This is a genomic window from Mycobacterium sp. Root265, assembly GCF_001428895.1.
GTDB lineage: Bacteria > Actinomycetota > Actinomycetes > Mycobacteriales > Mycobacteriaceae > Mycobacterium.
The window spans coordinates 14,195-35,978 of record NZ_LMJA01000016.1 but is presented as its reverse complement, the minus strand read 5'-3'; the positions used below and the strand labels follow the sequence as shown (position 1 = coordinate 35,978).

Genomic DNA, 21,784 nt, shown 5'->3' with positions numbered 1-21,784 from the left:
TTTAATTTGTAAGCTTGCACGATGCCTCCGCAGGTCAGCAGCGTCGCCCCGGTGTTCGGTCTGGCCGCACATCTCGGTCGCGGCATGCAACGTATCGCAACCGACGCCGTCTTCGGGCGGGCGCGCGCGATCCCCCGTCACATCAGCGGTCTGGACGCGGCCTACCTGTCCACCCTGCTTGGGCGCAGCGTCACCTCGGTGTCCCTGATCGACGGCGACGCCGGCACCTCGTCGCGGGCCCGGCTCGCGCTGACCGGTACCGATGTGCCCGCCTCGGTGTTCGTCAAGATGCCCGCCGAAACCGCGGCCACCCGGCTGATGGGCGAGCTGGGCCGGCTCGCCGACACCGAGGTCCGGTTCTACCGGGAGCTGTCCGGTCAACTCGACGATGTGCCCACCTGCCACGGCGCCACCTTCGATCCCCTCACCGGACGATTCGTGTTGGTGCTGGAGGATCTGGCGGTCCATGCCTGTGAATTCCCCGACACTCTGCATCCACTGGACCCGGACCGCGCGGCGCTGATCGTGGAACTGCTGGCGCGGGTGCACGCCACCTTCTGGCGGCGGCTCGACCCCTACCCCTGGGTGTACACGGCGTCGGCCGATGCGACCTCGCTGCTGACCGGCTCACTGGCCAACGCCTCGGCGCGCCGGCTGGAGGGCAGGACCTCGATACCGGTCCGCACGGGCCAGTTCATCAACGACAACTACCGGGCGGCGGCCACCCTGATCGACCGGGGCCCGCATACCGTCATGCACGGCGACGCGCACCCGGGAAATGTCTACTTCCGCAACGGAAAAGCAGGCCTGCTCGACTGGCAGGCGGTGCGGCGCGGGCATCCGTCCCGCGAGCTGTCATACACCTTGATCACCAGCATGACCACCGACTCACGGGTGGAGAACCAGCGCGAACTGCTCGACGTGTACCGGGCCGCGCTGGCCGCCGCGGGCGGCCCCGAGATCGACCGCGACGAACTGTGGCAGCGGTACCGCCAGTCGGCGCTGTACGCCTACATCGCGACCCTGATCACCGCCGGGATGGGCGGCATGCAGGACGAGAACATCGCCCTCGAAGGGCTCGGCCGGGCGGTGGCCGCGCTGGAGGATCTCGACACGGTTTACGCGCTGAAGGCCTCTTTGTGATGGCACAACCACTACCATCGGTACCGTGAACAAGCCCCTTTCCGCGCACACCGACGCCGCAGAGGACACCTCGACGCGGCGCCGGATCCTGGCCGCGACGGCCGAGGTGCTCGGGCGCAGCGGACAGACGAAGTTGAGTCTGTCCGAGGTGGCGCTACAGGCCGGGGTTTCCCGGCCCACGCTGTACCGCTGGTTTGCCTCCAAGGAGGAACTGCTCGGCGCGTTCGGGGTCTACGAGCGCGAGATGTTCGACACCGGGATCAGCACCGCCACCGCCGGCCTGCGCGGCACCGAAAAACTGGACGCCGCACTGCGATTCATCGTCGAGTACCAGCAGTCCTACTCCGGGGTCCGGGTCGTCGACATCGAGCCAGAGGTCGTGATTGCCCAGCTGACCCACGTGATCCCGGTGATGCGGGCACGTCTGCTCAAACTGCTCTCCGGGGCCAATGCCCAGGTGAAGGCGTCCACCGCAATCCGGGTCGCGATCTCGCACTACATCGTCCGCAGCGACGACGAGGGACAGTTCCTCGCGCAATTGCGGCACGCCGTCGGCATCAAGTAACCGATTCGGCCCAAGGGGCTGACACTGCCGCGCCGATTTGTAATGCTGAGCAGATGACCAGCGTGCAGAGTGACACAGGAATCCTGGCCGGCGAACAACGCATGCTCATCGACGGGGAGCTCCAGCTCACCGCCAGCGGAGCGCTGTTCGACGTGATCCACCCCGCCGACGAGCAGGTGGCCGGCCAGGCCACCGACGGCACCACCGACGACATGGCGCGCGCGGTCGGCGCGGCGCGGCGCGCCTTCGACGAGACCGACTGGAGCCGCGACCTCGATTTCCGTTACCACTGCCTGACCCAGCTGCACGAGGCCTTGGAGCGCAACAAGGACCATCTGCGCCGGGTGCTCATCACCGAGGTGGGCTGTCCGGTGAAGGTCACCGGCAGCCAGATCGAGAGCCCGATCGAAGAGGTGAAGCACTGGGCCGAGCACGGCAAGAATTTCGAGTACCTGGCCGACAACGGTGTGCATGACACCCCGATGGGGCCGGCCCGGCGCAAGATCCACTACGAGGCCGTCGGCGTTGTCGGCGCCATCACCCCGTGGAACGTGCCGTTCTACCTCAACATCGCCGAGACGGTGCCCGCCTTGATGGCGGGCAACACGGTGGTCCTCAAACCCGCGCAGCTCACCCCGTGGTCGGGCAGCGAGTACGGCCGCATCGTGGCCGAGGAGACCGATATCCCGCCCGGCGTGTTTAACGTGGTGGTCTCGAATGCCAACGAGGTGGGCGCCGCGCTGGCCGCCGACCCGCGGGTGGACATGATCACCTTCACCGGCTCGACCGCGACCGGCCGGGCGATCCTGGCCGCGGGTGCGCCGACGGTGAAGAAGACGCTGCTGGAACTCGGCGGTAAGAGCGCGCACATCGTGCTCGACGATGCCGACTTCACCATGGCCCTGCCGATGGCCGCGTTGATGGCCTGCGTGATGAGTGGCCAGTCCTGCATCCTGCCGTCCCGGATCTTGTTGCCGCGCAGCCGCTATGACGAGGGCATCGAGATCATGAAGAACATGATGGAGAACTTCCCGGTCGGCGATCCATGGGATCCGGCGAACATGCAGGGCCCGCAGATCAGCGAGACGCAGCGGCAGAAGGTGCTCGGTCTGGTCAAGAGCGCCGTCGAGTCCGGTGCCCGGCTGGTCACCGGCGGCGGTGTGCCGGAAAAGCTGCCGGTGGGCTACTACACCCAGGCCACCCTGCTCGCCGATGTCGACCCGGACAGCCAGATCGCGCAGGAGGAGGTTTTCGGGCCGGTGCTGGCCGTCATCCCCTACGACGGGGACGACGAGGCCGTCGCGATCGCCAACAACTCCATCTACGGGCTGTCCGGGGAGGTCAGCGGCGGCGATCTGGACCGGGCGTTCGCGGTGGCCACCCGGATGCGCACCGGCAACGTCACCATCAACGGCAAGAGCCACTTCGGTATCGACAGCCCGTTCGGCGGCACCAAGCAGAGCGGGCTGGGCTACCGCAACGGCGCGGAGGGCTACAAGGAGTACCTGGCCGCCAAGACCATCGGCATGCCCGAATAGTGTCGGTCACCGACGAACTGGAGATCGAGGCCCTGCTGAGCCGGTATTGCCGCGCGGTGGATTCCAAGGACTGGGCGTCCTACCGCGCATTGTTCACCGACGATGCACGGGTCGACTATTCGGCGGCCGGCCTGGTGGTCGGGACGGTGGAGGACGCGGTCGGCTATCTCGGGCGCCATCAGGGCTCGATCTCGGTGGGCATGCACTACGTCACCAATGTCGAGAGCACCGTCGAGCGGGATCGCGCACAGACAATTGCCATGTGGTTCAACGCCGTTGCGCTTCCCGGCTCGGATGAGATCACCTATTTCGCCGGCCGCTGGCATGACGATCTGGTGCGCACCGCGGCGGGCTGGCGCATCTGCAATCTACGACTGGAGGTGGCCAGATGAGCTGGGCCGAAGACCAACTGGAGATCCGGGCGCTGCTGGCCCGCTATGCCCGCGGGGTGGACACCAAGGACTGGGAGCTCTACCGCTCGGTCTTCACCGAGGACGCGCATATCGACTACACCTCGGCCGGCGCGATCGCGGGTAGCCGCGAGGAGGTGATCGACTGGCTCTCAGCGGGTTTCGCGACGATTCCGTGGAGCATGCACTACATCACCAACGTCGAGGCCGATATCGACGGGGATGTCGCACAGGTGCAGGCCATGTTCTACAACCCGATGCAGTTGCCGGGCATGAACACCCAGAGCGCGTGCGGCGGGTACTACCACCATGAGCTGGCGCGGACCGCCGAAGGTTGGCGCAGCCGGAGCCTGCGTGAGGAGAACGTCTGGTTCAGCAACCCGCCGGCACGGTGAGGGCTCAGCCCTCGGCCGCCAGCTGTCCGCAGGCCGCCGCGATCTCGCGGCCACGGGTGTCACGCACCGTGCAGGACACGCCCTTGGCGATGACGCGTTTCACGAACTCGCGCTCGACGGGTTTGGGGCTGGCGTCCCATTCACTGCCCGGGGTCGGGTTCAGCGGGATGAGGTTGACGTGCACCAGCGGCCCCAGCTTGCTGTGCAGCTTTTTGCCGAGCAGGTCGGCGCGCCAGGGCTGGTCGTTCACGTCGCGGATCAACGCGTACTCGATGGACACCCGCCGGCCGGTGCTGTCGGCGTAGTAGCGCGCGGCATCGAGCACCTCGTCGACGCTCCAGCGGTTGTTCACCGGCACCAGGGTGTCGCGCAGTTCGTCATCGGGGGTGTGCAGCGAGACGGCCAGTGTCACGCCGAGACGCTCGTCGGCCAGCTTGCGGATCGCCGGAGCCAGCCCGACCGTGGAGACCGTGACGGAGCGGGCGCTGATCCCGAAACCTTCCGGCGGCGCAGCGATGATGCGCTTCACGGCGGCCAGCACCCGGTTGTAGTTGGCCAGCGGCTCCCCCATGCCCATGAAGACGATGTTGGAGAGCCGGCCGTCATGCTCGGAGCGCATGGCCGCCGACGCGGCCCGCACCTGCTCCAGGATCTCGGCGGTGGACAGGTTGCGCTGCAGCCCACCCTGACCCGTCGCACAGAACGGGCAGGCCATCCCGCAGCCGGCTTGTGACGAGATGCACACGGTGTTGCGCTGCGGATAGCGCATGAGCACCGACTCGAAGGTGCTGCCGTCGACCGCCCGCCACAACGTTTTTCGGGTCTCCCCCGCGTCGCACTGGATCTCTTTGGCGGGCTCGATGAGGCTGGGAAACAGCGCTCCGGCGACCTGGTCGCGCACCGCGGCCGGCAGGTCGGTCATCTGCCGGGGGTCGGCGATGAGCCGCCCGTAGTACTGGTTGGCCAGCTGTTTCGCCCGGAACTTGGGCAGTCCCAGCTCGGCAACGGCGGCGGCACGGCCGTCGGCATCGAGGTCGGCGAGATGCCGCGGCGGCAGAGCGCGTCGCGGGGCGTCGAAAACGAGCGGAAGGGAGATGGCCATGATGTCCCACCAGTATCTCACCGCGGACGGTGTGGCCACGAATCCTGGGGATCTACGTTCGGCGGGCAGGAGCGCAGCGACCCGGGGATCAGGTCAGTACGGTGAGCACGATCCAGGTGGCCACCGCGGACGGCAGCACCGAATCGAGGCGGTCCATCAGGCCGCCGTGCCCGGGCAGCAGGGTGCCCATGTCCTTGATGCCCAGATCGCGCTTGACCTGAGACTCGACCAGATCACCGAGGGTGCCCGTGACGACCAGCATGATGCCCAGTGGGATACCCACCCACGCCGGCTGGTCCAGCAGGTACTGCACCGTCAGCACCGACACCGCGATGCCCAGCACCAGTGAGCCCACCAGCCCTTCCCAGGACTTCTTGGGGCTGATGGCGGGCACCATGGGGTGCTTACCGAACAACACGCCCGCGGCGTACCCGCCGACGTCGGAGGCGACCACGCCCAGCATCAGGCAGAACACCTGACCGGCACCGTCCTCCGGGTAGATCAGCAGCGCACCGAAGGCGCCGAACAGCGGAATCCACGCGGCCAGGAAGACCGTCACCGCGACATCGCGCAGGTAGTTGGTGGGCGCGGCGCTCAGACCGCCGCTGACCAGCCGCCAGATCAGGCACAGCACCACGGTTGCGCCGAACGCGCCCAGCGCGCCGGTGGCGCCGTAGGGCCAGGTCAGCCAGACGATCGCCTGCCCGCCGAGGAGCAGCGGGATCACCGGGATGGAGAACCCGCCGTCCCGCAGGCGGCGCACCACCTCGTGGGTGGCGACCGCCATCGCCGCGGCGACGACGCCCACCCAGACCAGCGGTGCGAACAACAGGATGGCGATGAGGGATCCGCCGAGGAGGGCGCCGACCGCGATGGCGGCCGGCAGGTCGCGACCTGCGCGCGAAGTTTTCTTCGGTGGTTCGGGGTCTACCACTGGACTGCCCTGCTGAAAGGTCATCAGACCTCCAACAGCTCGCCTTCTTTGTGTTTGACCAGCTCGTCGATCTGCGTCGTGTACTGCCCGGTGCTCTTGTCGAGATCCTTCTCGGCGCGCCCCACCTCGTCCTCGCCGGCCTCGCCGTCCTTCTTGATCCGGGCCAGTTCCTCCATCGCCTTGCGGCGGATGTTGCGGATCGAGACCTTGGCGTCCTCGCCCTTGGACTTCGCCTGCTTGACCAGTTCGCGGCGGCGTTCCTCGGTGAGCTGAGGCACCGAGATCCGGATGACGTTGCCGTCATTCGACGGGTTGACACCGAGGTCCGAGTTGCGGATGGCGTCCTCGATCGGCTTGAGCTGGCTGGCCTCGTAGGGCTTGATGACGACCAGGCGCGCCTCGGGGACGTTGATGCTCGACAGCTGGGTGATCGGCGTCGGTGAACCGTAGTACTCGATGTTCAGCCGGGAGAACATGCCCGGGTTGGCCCGGCCTGTGCGGATCGACGACAGGTCGTCGCGCGCCACCGTCACCGCTTTCTCCATCTTCTCTTCAGCGTCGAAGAGGGTTTCGTCGATCACGGTGTCTCCTTGTCCGTGGTGACCAGTGTTCCGATCTTCTCACCTGCCACCGCTCGGGCGATATTTCCGTCGGTGAGGAGATTGAACACGAGGATCGGCATGCCGTTGTCCATACAGAGGCTGAATGCGGTGGAATCGGCGACCTGCAGTCCCTGATCGATCACCTCGCGGTGGGTGATCGCGGTCAGCAGCTTGGCATCGGGATTCTTGCGGGGGTCGTCGGTGAACACCCCGTCGACGGCCTTCGCCATCAGCACCACTTCGGCACCGATCTCCAGGGCGCGCTGGGCGGCGGTGGTGTCGGTGGAGAAGTAGGGCAGGCCCATACCGGCGCCGAAGATGACGACGCGGCCCTTCTCCAGGTGCCGTCGGGCGCGCAGCGGGATGTAGGGTTCGGCGACCTGACCCATGGTGATGGCGGTCTGCACGCGGGTGTCGATCCCTTCCTTTTGCAGGAAGTCCTGCAGCGCAAGGCTGTTCATGACGGTACCGAGCATGCCCATGTAGTCGCTGCGGGTGCGTTCCATGCCCCGCTGCTGCAGCTGGGCACCGCGGAAGAAGTTTCCGCCGCCGATGACGACGGCCACCTGGGCACCGGCGCGCACGACATCGGCGATCTGGCGGGCCACCAGGGCCACAACATCGGGGTCCAGACCGACCTGTCCACCACCGAACATCTCGCCACCGAGCTTCAGCAGCACACGTGAGTACGCGGGCCGGATGACTCCCGGGCCGGCCTTGTCTGGCTCCGCCATCAGACTCCTTGCTGTCCCGACACAGAATCGCCACCCAGGCGATTCCGCACGGACGGCGTCACCAATCCTGCCTCATCACAGCGGCTTGGCCACGTCCGGGTGGCCGGGGCGCGCCGGTCGGCGCGATCAGGCCAGGTGCGCAGCCAGCAACCACGCCCCCACCGACCTGCGGCCGTTGCCCTCATCGCGGATGTCGTTACCGGCGAAGACGCCGGCGTTGACCACCTCATCGGGCAGGTTGGCGTGGATGCGGGCGGCCCGGATCTCGTCGATCTGCCAGTACTTGCCGACCACCTCACGCAGTTCGTCGGCGGTCACCGCGTTGATCGGTCCGCCGGCGGGTACCGCTGCGGCGTCGAACACGAGCACGAAGTAGGAGGCTCCGGGCGCGGCCGCACGCACGATGGACTGCTGGTATCCCTCGCGCAGTTCCACCGGCATGGAGTGGAACAGCGTGCTGTCGATGATGGTGCCGAACCGGCCGTCGTAGCCGGTGAAGGCGCTGATGTCGGCGACCTCGAAGGTGACGTTGTCCAGGCCGCGGGTGGCGGCTTCGGCGCGGGCCAGCTCGATGGCCGTCGGGGACATGTCCAGGCCCACGGCGGTGAACCCGCGTTCGGCCAGCGTCAGCGCGGTGGCGGCCTCGCCGCATCCGGCGTCGAGGACGTCGCCGTGCACCTTGCCCGCGTCGATCAATGCGGCGATCTCGGGTTGCGGAGCACCGATGCTCCACGGCGGACGGGCGCCCTCGAACTCCGGAGCGTCGCCGCGGTAGGCGGATTCGAACATTTCCCCATGCGATGGCTGTGGTCTGGTCATCACTCCGGTATATCAATCTGGTTGATATGTGTCAATATTGTTGACATGGCTGAGCCCCTGCACGACCAGCCGCTCGGCTATCTCCTGCACCGGGTGGCACAAACGCTGCGCACCGAGGTCACCACCATTGTGCTGGAGCCTCTGGAACTGAGCTTCCCGCAATACATCTGCATGCGGATCCTGTCCAAGGCCCCGGGGCGCTCGAATGCCGAACTGGCCCGCGATCTCGCGGTGTCGCCGCAGGCGATGAACATGGTGCTGCGCGGGTTGCAGAGCCGCGGGTTGGTATCGCGGCCGACGAGTGTCTCGTCCGGCCGGGCGCTACCCGCACAGCTGACCCGCGAAGGCCTGGCGCTGCTCAAGCGCACCGACGCCGGGGTGCGCGCCGCGGAGACCCGCGTGCTCGGACATGTCAGTGACGGCGACCGGGATGCGCTCAAACGCATCCTGGCCGCCGTCGGCACCGACTGATCCCGTTCAGACCTAGTGCCCGTGACAGGCCTTCGGTGGTGACGGTGGCAGATCCAGCGCCGGGTTTCCGTCGAAGAAACCGATCGGCTTGAGGTGGAAACCGGTGTACGCGCACGGCATCACCGGCCAGTCCTCCGGTCGTACGATGTGATGCGCGCCCAGGGTGTACCAGAGCACCACGTCACTGTCCTCCAGCGGCGCATCGTCGGCGACGAAGTCCGGCAGCCCCTGCACATCGGCCGATTGGTACATGTAGTCCCCGGCGGCGAATTTCTCGGCCGGGTCGTACTTGGTGACCCAGAGGTTGTGCTGCAGGAACCGGGCGCGGTCGTAGATGTAGGAGCCCTCCTGCACCATCACCGGCACGACATCCTTGGGTACCAGCTTGTAGGCCACCGGGATGCCGAGCTCGTTCTTCTTCGACGGATTGGTCACCTTCCAATACCGGCCGGTGGACCAGTTCCAGTCGCGCGCACCGTCGGACTCGGATGCCACGAGCGTGTCCCGGGTGATCCAGGCGTTGTGGTGCGGGTTGAGCTCCGGGTCCGGCTCGGGAATCGAATCCACCTCGTAGACACTGTTTCCCGTGCCGTCGACGCTCATGTCGAGCCGGAAGTTGAAGAAGTGCTGGTGATTCGGGCCGTAGATGCCGGGTGCGACCATCTTTCCCCAGCGCGGCTGTTCCCCGGATTCGACTTCGACCGCACCGGTGGTGAGCACCCCCGACAACTTCACCTCGACCTCGATCGAGGCGTCGTTGTAGAAGTACCAGAAGAACCCGTACTCGTAGTTGCCGACGGTGCAGATCATCGAGACGACCAGCCGCCGCGATCGACGTACCTCGACCTCACCGGTGCGGAAGTCGGTGTGCTTCCAGGAGATGCCGAAGTCCTCCTCGTGCATACAGATGGCGTTCGGGATGGTGACGGCATTGCCGTCGGAGTCGTTGACCGTACCGTCGAAGTAATGGATCTCGCCGAGACAGTCGCACCCCAGGGTGAGCGGGTTGGCCGAGAAGCCCATCCCGACCTCACCCATGTCGAACACGTTCTTGTTCCAGTGCGTCGGCGCCGTGTCGCCGTAGGGCACCACCATCTCCGACAGCGATCCCCGATACAGGATGTGACGCGTCTGACCGCGGTCGGTGTAGGTGACCTCGTGCAGGGTGATGCCCTCGCGGGGATTGAAGCCGATCCGCAGAGACCACTTCTGCCACTGCACCTTCCACCCGTCCACGGTGAAGCTCGGACCGTCGGGCTGGGTGATCTCGATGGGCTTGACATCGTCGCGGAACTCGGTGAACGCCGGCCGGTTGTTCTCGTCGAACATGAACCTCGGGTCGTAGTTGCCCGCTGTCGGGGGCAGCGGCACCACCCCGTGGTCCTCGATGTCGAGGACCACCATTTTGTCCAGGTCGAAGGTGACGATCAGACCCTCGACGGGGCGCGCGTAGCCGTGCTCGGAGGGCGCTGCCCGCATGAACGTCAGCGGACGGCAGATCAGCGGAGAGTTGTCGTAGTGGTCTCCGGCTCCGTAATAGCCTGCGGGCCAGGGATCGATCATCGCCAGACTGAAGTCGGTGACGCCGCGTTTACGCATTGCCTCCTGCCAGCGCGGATCCTCCCGGACCTTTTCCTCCACCCCGGTCATGTGTTCGACGAGATAGGACGGGAAGCGCCCGGGGATCGGCGTCCAGGATTCGATGACGCGCGCATCGATATCGACGACGGCCTCGTAGATCATCTTGGCCGCGGCGTCGTACATCGTGGCGAACACCTGCCGCGGTACCTGAGCGCCTTCGAATGTCAGGGCGGCGGTCTTGGCAGGTTCCGCCAGGCTGATCATCACGAACTTCAGCGTCGGTGTCGCATAGTCGGATCCGGTGATGACGGCGGCGGCCGCCTCGATCTCGGCGCCGGACAGCGGATCGAGGGGGTACCGAGTGGCGTCCTCGGTGAGTTCGGCACTCAGCACGGTGCTGTCCATCGTCATGTGGTGGTGTCCTCCGCTTCTTTCTTGGTGAGGTCGAAAACGGCCAGGTGGGCCAGTGCGTCGTCCTGGGAGACCTTGTGCGCCGAGCGGCGCCCGAAGATGTAGACGGTCAGGCCGAGCGCGAACATGCCCAGGCTGATGCATCCCACCCAGGTCATCCAGGTCGCCTGCGGCACATCGATCCACGGGGTGACGAACGAGTAGTAGATGCCACCAACAGTGGCCAGCGAGCCGACGATGACCGTGAGCCACACGCCCACCATCCCGCCGGGAATCCGCCAGAACGTCTCGGCGGCATAGCGATCGGCGTACCGTTTGCGCGCCACGACCACCGGGACCAGGAAGAAGAACCCGGACAACAGCCATACGGTACTCAGGCCGCCCTGCAGGTAGACCGTCACGTTGGCCATGCTGCTCTGCGAGTACAACCCCACCAGGATCAGTGATGACAGCACGCCCTGGATCAGGATGGCCGTCACCGGGTTACGGGTCCGCGGATTCAGGTGGGTGAAGATGCGGGGCAGATGGCGCTCCAGTCCGGAAACGAAGATCAACCGGGAGTAGGCCACCTGGTAGGTCATCAGCGCGACGATGATGATGAACGCCAATACGACGGCGCCGATCTCCATCAATCCCGGGAAGCCCGCGACATCGAGCATGCCGATCACGCCGGTCACCGGATCGATCTGATCCCCCGGCAGCGCCATCATGGTGCCGAGTGTGGTGAGCAGGTAGATCGCGACCAGCGCGGCCGACCCCCACAGGATCATCTTCGGGCCGCTCTTGCGGACCGAGAGGAACTCCGCGCCCATGTTGTAGGGGGTCTCCACACCCAGCAGGTACAACAGCACCGTGCCGTACAGGAAGCCGGCCACGGCGAAGTTGGGAATGGTGGCCTCGGCCCAGCTGAACGGTGTCGCCGAGCCGTTGTTGACGGCGAACAGCAGACCCGAGATGAAGATGGTCAGTGTCAGTACGCCGTAGACGACGAAGACGATGTTCATGATCTTCTGGTTCGCCGCCAGTTTGGCCAGCGCCAGACCGATCACGGTCCACAGGATGACCAACTGCAGGATGATGCTCGCCGTAAGCCCGATCTCGGTGTGGAAGGCCAGCAACAGCAACTGTAGAACGATCGCAGGCGAGGATGCCGCGTTCAGGATCACCGGCACCCAGGACAGATACCCGCCGATGAAGCCCCACGTCTCCCCCATGGTGCGGGTCGCCCAGATGTACACACCACCCTGGCCCGGCCACAGGTTGCCGAGTTCGACGACCGCCATGCCGGCGGGGACCAGGAAGGTCAGGATGCCCAGCACCCACATCGGGATTGCGGTCCAACCACCGCCGGCCATCACCGAGGATCCGGTGATCCAGCAGATGATGAACACGTACGCGGCGGTGAGGCCGAACGTGGTCATCACCTTGGGCAGGATCTGTTCGGGGACAAGCTCTGTGGTCATGAGCTTGTCGCGGTCCACTGTTGTCGGCGCCTCTAACTCTGCAGTCATACGATCTGTCCGTCCTTCATTCGAACGACACGGCTCGCTTCGTCGGCCACCGTAGGGTCATGGGTGCTGGCGACGACGGTGACACCGAGCGTCGAGCACAGGTCGCGCAGCATGCGCACCACCGTCTCCCCCGTACGGTGATCCAGGTTGGCCGTGGGTTCGTCGGCCAGCACAAGCGTGGGATTGCTGATGAGTGACCGCGCGATGGCGGTGCGCTGCTGTTCCCCGCCGGACATCTTGGTCGGCTGGTGGTGCACCCGATGCCCCAGCCCGACGATCTCCAGCAGTTCGGTGGCGCGCCTGCGCAGCGCCTTGCGGTCGTACGGCTCGAACATCAATGGCAGTTCCACGTTTTCAACGGCCGACAGGAACGGGATCAGGTTGTAGCTCTGGAAGATGAACCCGATGGTGTCGTGGCGCAGTGCGGCGAACTGGCTCTCGCTGAGCGTCTCGGTGTGCTGGCCCGCCACCTTCACCGACCCCTTGGTCGGCCGGTCCAGCCCGCCCATGATGTTGAGCAGGGTGGACTTGCCGCTGCCGCTGGGCCCCATCAGACAGACGAATTCCCCTGGCATGACCTGGAGTTCAACGGCGATGAGAGCCTTGACCACCTCATCGCCGAGCTTGTGCAGCTTCCATACGTCGGAGACGTCGACGACGGGAGCCGGGGTGGCCGGGGCGTCGACCTTGACGGGGGTTTCGTCTATGGCGGTCATGGTTATCCTCCGCTGCTCAGGGATCGGATCGGTGGCCGCGATGCGGCATTCCAGGTCGGGATGATGCTGGTGGCGACGGCCGCAACGATGCTGACCGCGACCGCGATGGCAGCCCCGAGGGCGAGGCCGCCGACGTCCACACCGGCGGGTGCGAGCCCGGTGACATCGAGGACGATGCCGGTGAGCACCGCCAGGCCCGCGCCGCCGACCGCACCCGCCACGGCCGCGACGACGGGCTCCACGAGCAGGGCGGCCACCACCGGAAGCCGCGGGATGCCATTGGCGCCAAGGACTCCGAGCTCGCGGGTGCGGTTGGCGACGGTGCGGGTGGTGGCCACGGCCACCTCGACGACACCGACAAGCAGCACCGTCACGGCGATGAGCACCACCGCCGCGCCGATCTCGTCGGCGTTACCGAGTGACGCGGACTGTGCACTGATGCCGTCGGACATCCCGAACACGATGACCACCAGGAAGGCGCCGGTCGCGGTGGTGACGGCGGGCAGGATCATCTCGCGCAGCCGGCGTCGCGCCGACAGCCAACCGTAGGTGAGTCCGTACTTCATCTCAGCTGGACCCTCTCCTCTTCGCGCAGGCGCTCATCGCCCCCCCAGCAGGTCGACGGGCCGCTGCTGCAGCAGCCGGTGCACGGGAACCAGCGCGCCGACGATCGCCATGGCGGGGATGAACGCCGCCACCATCCCGGCGGCCTGTCCCCACGCGGTGAGCGTCGCGATTTCCGGGATGACCAGGGCGACAGCCACTCCCGCACCCAGGACACCCACGAGGTAGGCGGTGAGGAAGGTGATGCCGGATTCGACGAGGAAGAAGTACAGCACCTCGTCGGCCAATCCGATGCTGCTCATGATGCCGAACTCGCGTTTGCGTTCGGCGACCGCCGCCAGGAAGGAGGACACCGCGATGACGAACCCCAGGATCAGGCCGATGGTCGAGATCACCCCGAGCGTGGAGCTGGTCACTTTGCCGGAGAACAGCGCCGAGAACTTCTGTTCGAAGGTCAGCGGTCCCGACCCGCCGACCGTGTCGTAGATGAGTCCGGGGCCCGTCGCGTCGGGCTGCACGGATGGGTCGGATGTCGCCGGCAGGCCGGTGGCGGTTCCGAACTCACCCGCGAGGTTGCGGCGGTGCTCTTCACCGGCCGGTGCGGCAACTGTCCACCACCCGTTCTCGCCGACCAGTGAGGAAGCCAGACTTGTTGGCACGGTGATGGATTGACCGCTGCCGGAGATCTCGACGGTCAGTGGCTGACCACCGATGTCCACAGTCGCGCCCGGTGCGATACCGAGCCGGTCAGCCAGGCCCGCACCGACGACCGCCCGGCCCGCGGCGACGGCGTCCGCACCGCGTAGCGACACGAGTGACCCGTCAAGGGTGGTGGTCCCCGACAGTGTCCGGGTCGCGGTCCATTCCTGCGGCGGGGAGAAAGTGGGGGCAGGCCCGTCGGCGATCAGCGCCTGGGCGTCCGGGTCGTAGTGCACGCCGCCGGCCGGCACCACCCACAGCTGGGCGTCGCCGAGCACATCGGTGACCGAATCTTCGCCGGTGATGGCGAAACTCGCCGAGATGGTGCGCACGACGGTGACACAGGCGATCGCCAGGGCGATGCCGAGGACGGCTAGCACAAAGCGTTCTGGACGCCGCCGGATGTTCGCGACCGCAAATCGGACAAGGCACCCGAAAGTGTTCCCCGATGTGCGGGCGATCTCCGGTGACCGAACGATTGTGGGTGCGAGGGGCTCCACGAGGAAGATGGTGAGCGCGCCGTGTTTCGTCGAACACGATTCGCGGTATCGGCGGAGTTACGCGAATCCGGTTGCGATTACAACAAGGTGTCCGGCTCGCAACGGATTTCGTCGTGCATCAGTCCTGGATGCGCGCAAACGGGCTGGCCCCTTCGAGCTGGAAGGCCAATTGGAGCAGCCGGCGTTCCTGGCCGGTGGTGGCGCCGAACATCATCCCGATCGGCAGCCCGGCGGCGGATCGGCCCAGCGGCAACGAGATTGCGGGATCTCCGGTGACATTCGCCAGCGGGGTGAACGCCACCCATTCGGTGAGCCGGTCGATGATCTGCTGATAGTCCGCGGTCGGGTCCAGATGCCCGACGGGTGGGGTCACCTCGGCCAGGGTCGGGGTGAGCAGCACGTCGTACTGGTTGCCCAGTCGTGCGGTGATCCTGCGGGTGCGCGACAAGCGCGCGACGGTCAGCGGCATCCGGTGCAGGTTACGGGCGGCCAGGTGTTCCAGGCCGAGGGTGAGGTTGTCGAGTTTGTGGCGGTCGAAGCTGGGCCCGAAGGTCTTCTTCCCACCGCGCACCAAGGCGAACGCCAGCAGCGACCAGTACAGCAGGAAGTCGTTGATGAAGGCCCGCGGAATCGGGTTGGCGATCTCGGTGACCCGGTGCCCGAGGCCCTCCAGCAGCGCGGCGGTTTTCAGGGTGGCCTCACGGATCTCCGGACTGGCCTCGCGGGCAATAGATTCCGTGGTGAACGCGATCGTCAGCGGTCGGTCACCAGGGCCGGTCACGTCGCCGATGGCCGGCATTTTCGGGTTGCGCCACAGTAGTTCGGCCTCCCGGTAGAAGGCCGCGGTGTCGCGCACCGACCGGGTGACGACGCCGTTGGCGACGATGCGCAGCGGCATCTGACGCATCTGCTTGTCCAGCGGCAGCCGGCCGCGTGACGGTTTCAGACCGACCAGACCGTTACAGGCCGCCGGAATTCGGATGGAACCACCGCCGTCATTGGCGTGCGCGATGGGGACCACCCCGGCGGCCACGAAGGCACCCGAGCCCGACGAGGAGGCACCGGCGGTGTGGTCGGTGTTCCACGGGTTGCGCACGGCGCCGAGGCGGGGATGCTCGGCCGCGGCGCTGAAGCCGAACTCGGAGAGTTGGGTCTTGCCCAGGGCCACCAGCCCGGTGCCCAGGTAGGTGCGCGCAAAATCGCCGTCCGCCGGGGCGGGGCGCGGCGTCCAGGCGTCGGTGCCGTCCATGGTGGGCATGCCGGCGACATCGGCGTTGTCCTTGACGAAGGTGGGCACGCCGGAGAAGAAGCCACCGTGCGGGCGGGCGCCGCGGGCGGTGTCGAAGGCCCGGTAGGCCAGTCCGTTCAGGGCGGGATTGACGGTCTCGGCACGTGCGATGGCGGCCTCGATCACCTCGGCGCGCGATACCGCGCCATTGCGCAGGGCAGCGGCCAGCCCGACCGCGTCCAGGTCACCGAGAGCGTCGTCACCGAATGCGTGGATGCGTGCCATGCCGCCGACGGTACCAGCACGTACCAGCGCGGTCGCCGAAATGCAGAGAACCCCGCGTCACCGAGGTGACGCGGGGTTCTGCTGGGGTCTTACCTAGGCCTGACCGACCTCGAACCGGACGAACCGGGTCACGGTCACGCCGGCCTCGTCGAGCAGCGCCTTGACGGACTTCTTGTTGTCCGACACCGACGGCTGATCGAGCAGCACGACGTCCTTGTAGTAGCCGGTGACGCGACCTTCAACGATCTTGGGCAGAGCCTGCTCCGGCTTGCCCTCCTCCTTGGCGGTCTCCTCGGCGATACGACGCTCGTTGGCGACGATGTCCGCCGGCACGTCCTCACGGGTGAGGTACTTGGCCTTCAGCGCGGCGATCTGCAGGGCCACCGCATGCGCGGCGTCCTGCGAGTCGCCGGTGAACTCGACCAGCACGCCCACGGCGGGCGGCAGGTCGGCGGCACGCTTGTGCAGGTAGGTCTCGACCTGACCGTCGAAGTATGCCGCGCGGCGCAGTTCGAGCTTCTCGCCGATCTTGGCCGACAGGTCCGCGATGGCCTGCTCGACGGTGATGTCGCCGATCTTGGCGGCTTTGAGGGCGTCGACGTCGGCAGCCTTGGAGGCTGCCGCGGCGGTGACGACCTGCTCGGCCAACGCCTGGAACTCGGCGTTCTTCGCGACGAAGTCGGTCTCCGAGTTCAGCTCGATCAGTGCGCCGTCCTTGGCTGCCACCAGGCCCTCGGCGGTCGCGCGCTCGGCGCGCTTGCCGACATCCTTGGCACCCTTGATACGCAGCACCTCGACGGCCTTGTCGTAATCGCCGTCACTCTCGGCCAGCGCGTTCTTGCAGTCCATCATTCCTGCGCCGGTCAGCTCCCGCAGTCGCTTGACGTCGGCAGCGGTGTAGTTCGCCATAACAGCTGTCTCCTGGAGATTTAAGAGGCGTCGGTGGTGGGCTCGGCAGCAACGGGGCTGTCGGCGGCGGGGCTGGTCGTGGCTCCCGCCAGCAGCTCCTGCTCCCACTCGGCGAGCGGCTCGACGGCGCCTTCGGCGCCGGCTTCGGTCTTGCCGGCACCGGAGCGTGCCTGCAGGCCCTCGGCGACCGCGGAGGCGATCACCTTGGTCAGCAGGGCGGCCGAGCGGATCGCGTCGTCGTTACCCGGGATCGGGTAGTCGACCAGGTCGGGATCGCAGTTGGTGTCCAGGATCGCGATGACCGGGATGTTCAGCTTGCGAGCCTCGGCAACCGCCAGGTGCTCCTTGTTGGTGTCGACGACCCAGACGGCCGAGGGAACCTTGGCCATGTCCCGGATACCACCGAGGCTGCGCTCGAGCTTGTTCTTCTCACGCGTGAGCATGAGGATTTCCTTCTTGGTGCGACCTTCGAAGCCACCGGTCTGCTCCATGGCCTCAAGCTCCTTCATCCGCTGAAGGCGCTTGTGCACGGTCTGGAAGTTGGTGAGCATGCCGCCCAGCCAGCGCTGGTTGACGTAGGGCATGCCGACGCGGGTCGCCTCTTCGGCGATGGATTCCTGCGCCTGCTTCTTGGTGCCGACGAACATGACCGATCCACCGTGAGCGACTGTCTCTTTCACGAACTCGTAGGCCGAGTCGATGTAGGTCAGCGTCTGCTGCAGATCGATGATGTAGATGCCGTTGCGGTCGGTGAAGATGAACCGCTTCATCTTGGGATTCCAGCGTCGGGTCTGATGCCCGAAGTGAGCGCCGCTGTCGAGCAGCTGCTTCATGGTTACAACAGCCATGGCTGTGCCTTGCTTTCGTTGTCGGTTGACGTCCGGAATCGGGTGAATCCGGACCCTGGCGACTGCGGCTGCCGGACCCGACTCGGTTTCCCGGATCAGGACCGCCCGGCATGCTGGTTGCAACCTGTGGTGCGGGTTGCGGTGCAGACGCGCGAAGTCAGCCCACGGATGTGAGCTGCGGGAAGAAGTTTACACCGTGGGAACCTGTGCTTTTACCAGCCGAGTAGTGCACAGTCCCCGGTTCATCCACAGTTTGCCCGAGTGGGGCTTCCGGGGTCGAGTTCGAGACGCTGAACTGGGTTGATGAGGTGTGCGGCGGTGCTCATGGTGGCCGCGTTGACCGCCGCCGCCCCGGCGGGCGCGGAGGCCGGCCGGCTGCAGTGGCCGTTGCGGCCCGCGGCGGTGACCCGCGGGTTCGACGCGCCGGCACCGAACTGGACGCGTGGGCATCGCGGCGTGGATCTGGCCGGCAGCACAGGTCAGCCCGTGTTCGCGAGTGCCGGCGGCACCGTGGTGTTCGCCGGTGAGCTGGCGGGCCGACCACTGGTGTCGGTGCAGCATCCGGGCGGGTTGCGCACCAGCTACGAGCCGGTACACCCCGCGGTGCGGGCCGGGCAGCGGGTGGAGACCGGGACCGCGCTCGGTGTGCTGCTCGACGGGCATGCCGGCTGCCCGGTGCGGGCCTGCCTGCACTGGGGGGCGATGTGGGGCCCGGCGGCGCGCGCGGACTATGTGGATCCGTTGGCCCTGCTGGCGTCGACCCCGGTCGTGCTCAAGCCCGTGGATGCGCTTGATCGTGCACCGCACGCAGCCGCGCGACGGTGACGTGGGTGTAGAGCTGGGTGGTGGCCAGTGTCGAATGGCCCAGCAGTTCCTGCACGACGCGCAGATCGGCACCACCTTCCAACAGATGGGTGGCGGCACTGTGGCGCAGGCCGTGCGGACCGATATCGGGGGCACCGTCGACAGCGGCCATCGTCTGGTGCACCACAGTGCGGGCCTGGCGCTGGTCGAGACGGGCGCCGCGCGAGCCCAGCAGCAGTGCGGCGCCGGAGGACGGTTTCACCAGCTCCGGCCGGCCGCGGTCCAGCCAGGCCGAGAGTGCGTCCTCGGCGGGCTCGCCGAACGGCACGGTGCGCTGCTTGTTGCCCTTGCCCAGCACGCGCAGCAGTCGGCGCGAGCGGTCGACGTCGTCGATGTCGAGCCCGCACAGTTCGCTGACCCGGATGCCGGTGGCGTACAGCAGCTCGACGATCAGCCGGTCCCGCAGCGCGAGTGGATCACCTTGCTGCGCACCGGAATTCAAGGCGTCCATGGCGTCGAGCGCCTGGTCCTGGCGCAACACCGAGGGCAGGGTGCGGTGCGCCTTGGGGGTCTGCAGCCGCGCAGCGGGATCGGTGCTCAGCAGGCCGCGGTGCAGCGCCCATGCGGTGAACGTCTTGATCGCCGAGGTGCGCCGGGCCAGCGTGGTGCGTGCCGCTCCGGCACCGGCCTGCGCGGCCAGCCAGGACCGCAACCTGGGCAGGGTCAGGGTGTCCAGACCGCCGCCGGTGAAGTCGAAGAGCGACCGCAGATCGCCCAGGTAGGCGCGGCGGGTGTGGGCCGAACGACCGCGTTGCAGCGCCAGGTACTCGTCGAACTCCTCCAGCAGCGGTTCGAGGTCGGGCTTGCTCACCGTCCTACCGTCGCAGATGCCTGCGCGCTGTCTAGTGGACGCGCCGCAGCGTGTCCGGGGTGAGATCGGCCAACCCTGGGTAGCCGTCGATCGCCATGGTCAGGTCGAGTTCGGCCAGCAACGAACGCAGCACATGCACCACACCGTCGGTGCCGCCGAGTGCCAGACCGTAGACGTAGGGACGTCCCACGCCGACCGCGGTGGCGCCCAGCGCGAGGGCCTTGACGATGTCGGCGCCGCTGCGGATGCCGGAGTCGAACAGCACCGGTAGCCCGTCGGCGGCCGCCACCACCTCGGGCAGGCAGTCGATCGCCGGGATGCCGCCGTTGGCCTGGCGGCCGCCGTGGTTGGAGCAGTAGATGCCGTCGACGCCGGTGCCGCGGGCGCGGCGCACATCGTCGGGATGGCAGATGCCCTTGACGAGCAACGGTAGCCGGGTCAGCGAGCGCAACCAGGTGACGTCGTCCCAGGTGACGGGCTGACCGAAGGTGGACACCCATTTGAGGATGGCGCCCTGCGGGTTCTCCTCCGGGGACTGCGGCAGGCTCGCCCGGAACACCGGGTCGCTGAAGTAGTTGGACAGGCAGTGCCCACGCAGCTGCGGAAAATTCGACGTGCTCAGGTCGCGGGGACGCCAGCCGGGCACCCAGGTGTCCAGGGTCACCACGATGGCCTTGAAACCCGCGGCCTCGGCCCGGGCCACGAAGCTGGCCGCGAGGTCGCGATCTTTGGGCGTGTAGAGCTGGAAAAACCCCGGGGTGTCCCCGAACTCGGCGGCCACCTCCTCCAGCGGGTCGGCCGTCAACGTGGACACCGTCATCGGCACGCCGGTGCGGGCGGCGGCGCGGGCGACGGCCAGATCGCCGTGGCCGTCGCGGCTGCAGATACCGGTGACGCCGATGGGTGCCATGAACACCGGCGAAGGCAACGTGATCCCGAACAGGTCGACACTGAGGTCACGTTCGGTGGCGCCGACGCCCATCCGCGGCATCAGCCCCCAGTGTTCGAACGCGCTGACGTTGACCCGCTGGGTCCGTTCATCGCCGGCGCCGCCGGCAACGTAGGACCACACCGAGGGTGACATCGCCGACTGTGCCCTGGACTCCAGCTCGGCGAAGGCCATCGGCAGCGATGGCACCACCCCGGCCAGGCCCTGCAGATAGATCTCGAGCTGGTAATCGCCGAATGCCATGGGGTCAGTCTCGCTGGCCCGCCTCCGCCTTGGCCAGTTCCGCCTTCCATTGCCGGAAAGTTTCTTCGGTGCGACCGCGGCGCCAGTACCCGGAGATGGACGCCCACTTCGCCTCCACCCCGCGTTCCTTGCGCAGGTAAGGACGCAGATTGTGCATGACGGCCTGCGCCTCGCCGTGGGCAAACACCTGGACCTGACCGGGCAGCCACAGCATCTCCTTGACCGCGGTGACCAGTGGCGCGTGGTCCCCGGCCTTGTCCTCGCCGACGAGGTCGGCGCGTCCACCGCGATAGATCCAGTGCACGTCGACTCCGTCGGGCGACGTGAGCTCGATCTCGTCGTCGGGTCCGCTAACTTCGATGAAGGCCTTGCCGATCGCGGTGGGCGGCAACGCTTCCAGGGCCGCGCTGATCGCCGGGAGCCCGGATTCGTCACCGGCCAGCAGATGCCAGTCCGCGGCGGGATCGGGGGCGTACGCGCCGGACGGTCCCATCAGATAGGCCGGTTGTCCGGGCTGGGCGGCGGCCGCCCAGGGGCCGGCCACACCCTGCTCACCGTGCACGACAAAGTCGATGGAGATCTGGCGCAGCGAGTCGTCGACCGAGCGCACGGTGTAGGTGCGCACGGTCGGGCGCTTGTGCTCGGGCAGCACGTTGAAGCTGTCCAGGGTGAGCGGGTGCGGCAGCGACACGATGTCGACATCCGGGTCGACGATGACGATCTTGACGTAGGAATCGGTGTATTTGCCGGGGGTGAAGGTGTCGAACCCGACACCGCCGAGCACCAACCGGATCATGTGCGGTGCCAGCTGTTCGCTGCTGATGACCTCGAAGGTGTGAATCGGACGTCCCGCCATAGTGAGCCTCCCACAATACTTTTAGCTGATCTCATGACCACTGTACGAGCAGCCGCCCGATGGTGGTCGGCTACAGCGCCGGACCCGTTCGCGCCT

At 67.0% G+C, this 21,784-nt stretch carries 23 protein-coding genes; 7 read left to right on the top strand and 16 right to left on the bottom strand.

Features of this window, described 5'->3' with window-relative positions:
• Positions 1-21 precede the first annotated feature (21 nt).
• Genes ASE48_RS15785 through ASE48_RS15765 form a run of 5 tightly spaced genes read left to right on the top strand, consistent with a single transcriptional unit; the run spans position 22 to position 4,051 of the window.
• Entirely contained in the window at positions 22-1,143 is a 1,122-nt protein-coding gene (locus ASE48_RS15785; RefSeq protein WP_057168061.1) for a phosphotransferase, read from the top strand.
• A 25-nt stretch (positions 1,144-1,168) separates the two neighbouring features.
• Positions 1,169-1,708, top strand: a complete 540-nt coding sequence (locus tag ASE48_RS15780; RefSeq protein ID WP_057168060.1) for a TetR/AcrR family transcriptional regulator — start codon at positions 1,169-1,171, stop codon at positions 1,706-1,708.
• A 53-nt stretch (positions 1,709-1,761) separates the two neighbouring features.
• Positions 1,762-3,246: an aldehyde dehydrogenase family protein gene (locus ASE48_RS15775; RefSeq protein WP_057168059.1), complete on the top strand. Its 1,485-nt coding sequence runs from the start codon at positions 1,762-1,764 to the stop codon at positions 3,244-3,246.
• A complete protein-coding gene (locus ASE48_RS15770; protein WP_235571228.1) occupies positions 3,246-3,638 on the top strand; it encodes a nuclear transport factor 2 family protein in 393 nt (130 codons plus the stop codon). The genes ASE48_RS15775 and ASE48_RS15770 overlap by 1 nt, the downstream gene beginning before the upstream one ends.
• Positions 3,635-4,051, top strand: a complete 417-nt coding sequence (locus tag ASE48_RS15765) for a nuclear transport factor 2 family protein (protein WP_057168058.1) — start codon at positions 3,635-3,637, stop codon at positions 4,049-4,051. The genes ASE48_RS15770 and ASE48_RS15765 overlap by 4 nt, the downstream gene beginning before the upstream one ends.
• Before the next feature lie 4 nt (positions 4,052-4,055).
• Here the strand turns inward: ASE48_RS15765 and rlmN are convergent, their stop codons facing one another.
• The 5 genes from rlmN to ASE48_RS15740 form a co-directional block, all read right to left on the bottom strand.
• Positions 4,056-5,153: a 23S rRNA (adenine(2503)-C(2))-methyltransferase RlmN gene (rlmN, locus tag ASE48_RS15760; protein ID WP_057168057.1), complete on the bottom strand. Its 1,098-nt coding sequence runs from the start codon at positions 5,151-5,153 to the stop codon at positions 4,056-4,058.
• Positions 5,154-5,241: 88 nt separating this feature from the next.
• A complete protein-coding gene (locus ASE48_RS15755) occupies positions 5,242-6,111 on the bottom strand; it encodes a phosphatidate cytidylyltransferase (protein ID WP_057168056.1) in 870 nt (289 codons plus the stop codon).
• Entirely contained in the window at positions 6,111-6,668 is a 558-nt protein-coding gene (frr, locus tag ASE48_RS15750; RefSeq protein ID WP_057168055.1) for a ribosome recycling factor, read from the bottom strand. Before frr ends, ASE48_RS15755 begins: the two co-directional genes overlap by 1 nt.
• A complete protein-coding gene (gene pyrH, locus ASE48_RS15745; protein ID WP_057168054.1) occupies positions 6,665-7,423 on the bottom strand; it encodes a UMP kinase in 759 nt (252 codons plus the stop codon). The genes frr and pyrH overlap by 4 nt, the downstream gene beginning before the upstream one ends.
• A gap of 126 nt (positions 7,424-7,549) precedes the next feature.
• Positions 7,550-8,242, bottom strand: coding sequence for a class I SAM-dependent methyltransferase (locus ASE48_RS15740; protein ID WP_057168053.1), 693 nt, complete (start codon positions 8,240-8,242; stop codon positions 7,550-7,552).
• A 45-nt stretch (positions 8,243-8,287) separates the two neighbouring features.
• Here ASE48_RS15740 and ASE48_RS15735 point away from each other — a divergent pair, with 45 nt between their 5' ends.
• Positions 8,288-8,713 carry a MarR family winged helix-turn-helix transcriptional regulator gene (locus ASE48_RS15735; protein WP_057168052.1) on the top strand — a complete coding sequence of 142 codons (426 nt, stop codon included), beginning with the start codon at positions 8,288-8,290 and terminating at the stop codon, positions 8,711-8,713.
• A 12-nt stretch (positions 8,714-8,725) separates the two neighbouring features.
• Here ASE48_RS15735 and ASE48_RS15730 read toward each other — a convergent pair whose 3' ends face one another.
• The 8 genes from ASE48_RS15730 to rpsB form a co-directional block, all read right to left on the bottom strand.
• Entirely contained in the window at positions 8,726-10,705 is a 1,980-nt protein-coding gene (locus ASE48_RS15730; protein ID WP_057168051.1) for a primary-amine oxidase, read from the bottom strand.
• A complete protein-coding gene (locus ASE48_RS15725; RefSeq protein WP_057168050.1) occupies positions 10,702-12,216 on the bottom strand; it encodes an APC family permease in 1,515 nt (504 codons plus the stop codon). The genes ASE48_RS15730 and ASE48_RS15725 overlap by 4 nt, the downstream gene beginning before the upstream one ends.
• The gene (locus tag ASE48_RS15720) at positions 12,213-12,932 is read right to left on the bottom strand and encodes an ABC transporter ATP-binding protein (protein WP_057168049.1); all 720 of its coding nucleotides are present in this window, start codon (positions 12,930-12,932) and stop codon (positions 12,213-12,215) included. Before ASE48_RS15720 ends, ASE48_RS15725 begins: the two co-directional genes overlap by 4 nt.
• 2 nt (positions 12,933-12,934) lie before the next feature.
• Positions 12,935-13,498, bottom strand: a complete 564-nt coding sequence (locus tag ASE48_RS15715) for an FtsX-like permease family protein (RefSeq protein WP_057168048.1) — start codon at positions 13,496-13,498, stop codon at positions 12,935-12,937.
• A gap of 33 nt (positions 13,499-13,531) precedes the next feature.
• On the bottom strand, positions 13,532-14,704 hold the full coding sequence (locus tag ASE48_RS15710) for an ABC transporter permease (protein WP_057168047.1): 1,173 nt from the start codon (positions 14,702-14,704) through the stop codon (positions 13,532-13,534).
• A 109-nt stretch (positions 14,705-14,813) separates the two neighbouring features.
• Positions 14,814-16,208: an amidase gene (locus tag ASE48_RS15705; protein WP_057168046.1), complete on the bottom strand. Its 1,395-nt coding sequence runs from the start codon at positions 16,206-16,208 to the stop codon at positions 14,814-14,816.
• Between the two features lie 93 nt (positions 16,209-16,301).
• The gene (tsf, locus tag ASE48_RS15700; protein ID WP_057168045.1) at positions 16,302-17,117 is read right to left on the bottom strand and encodes a translation elongation factor Ts; all 816 of its coding nucleotides are present in this window, start codon (positions 17,115-17,117) and stop codon (positions 16,302-16,304) included.
• Between the two features lie 20 nt (positions 17,118-17,137).
• Positions 17,138-17,965, bottom strand: a complete 828-nt coding sequence (gene rpsB / locus ASE48_RS15695; protein ID WP_057168044.1) for a 30S ribosomal protein S2 — start codon at positions 17,963-17,965, stop codon at positions 17,138-17,140.
• 303 nt (positions 17,966-18,268) lie between these two features.
• On the opposite strand from rpsB, the gene ASE48_RS15690 reads away from it, so the two are divergent.
• A complete protein-coding gene (locus ASE48_RS15690) occupies positions 18,269-18,790 on the top strand; it encodes a M23 family metallopeptidase (RefSeq protein WP_057168043.1) in 522 nt (173 codons plus the stop codon).
• On the opposite strand, the gene ASE48_RS15685 is transcribed toward ASE48_RS15690, so the two are convergent.
• Genes ASE48_RS15685 through ASE48_RS15675 form a run of 3 tightly spaced genes read right to left on the bottom strand, consistent with a single transcriptional unit; the run spans position 18,738 to position 21,688 of the window.
• Positions 18,738-19,616 carry a tyrosine recombinase XerC gene (locus ASE48_RS15685; RefSeq protein ID WP_442928726.1) on the bottom strand — a complete coding sequence of 293 codons (879 nt, stop codon included), beginning with the start codon at positions 19,614-19,616 and terminating at the stop codon, positions 18,738-18,740. The two genes, ASE48_RS15690 and ASE48_RS15685, sit on opposite strands and share 53 nt — an antisense overlap.
• Before the next feature lie 55 nt (positions 19,617-19,671).
• Positions 19,672-20,832 (bottom strand): lactate 2-monooxygenase, encoded by a 1,161-nt coding sequence (locus tag ASE48_RS15680; RefSeq protein ID WP_057168041.1) that lies wholly within the window; start codon positions 20,830-20,832, stop codon positions 19,672-19,674.
• Between the two features lie 4 nt (positions 20,833-20,836).
• On the bottom strand, positions 20,837-21,688 hold the full coding sequence (locus ASE48_RS15675; RefSeq protein ID WP_057168040.1) for a siderophore-interacting protein: 852 nt from the start codon (positions 21,686-21,688) through the stop codon (positions 20,837-20,839).
• Positions 21,689-21,784 lie beyond the last annotated feature (96 nt).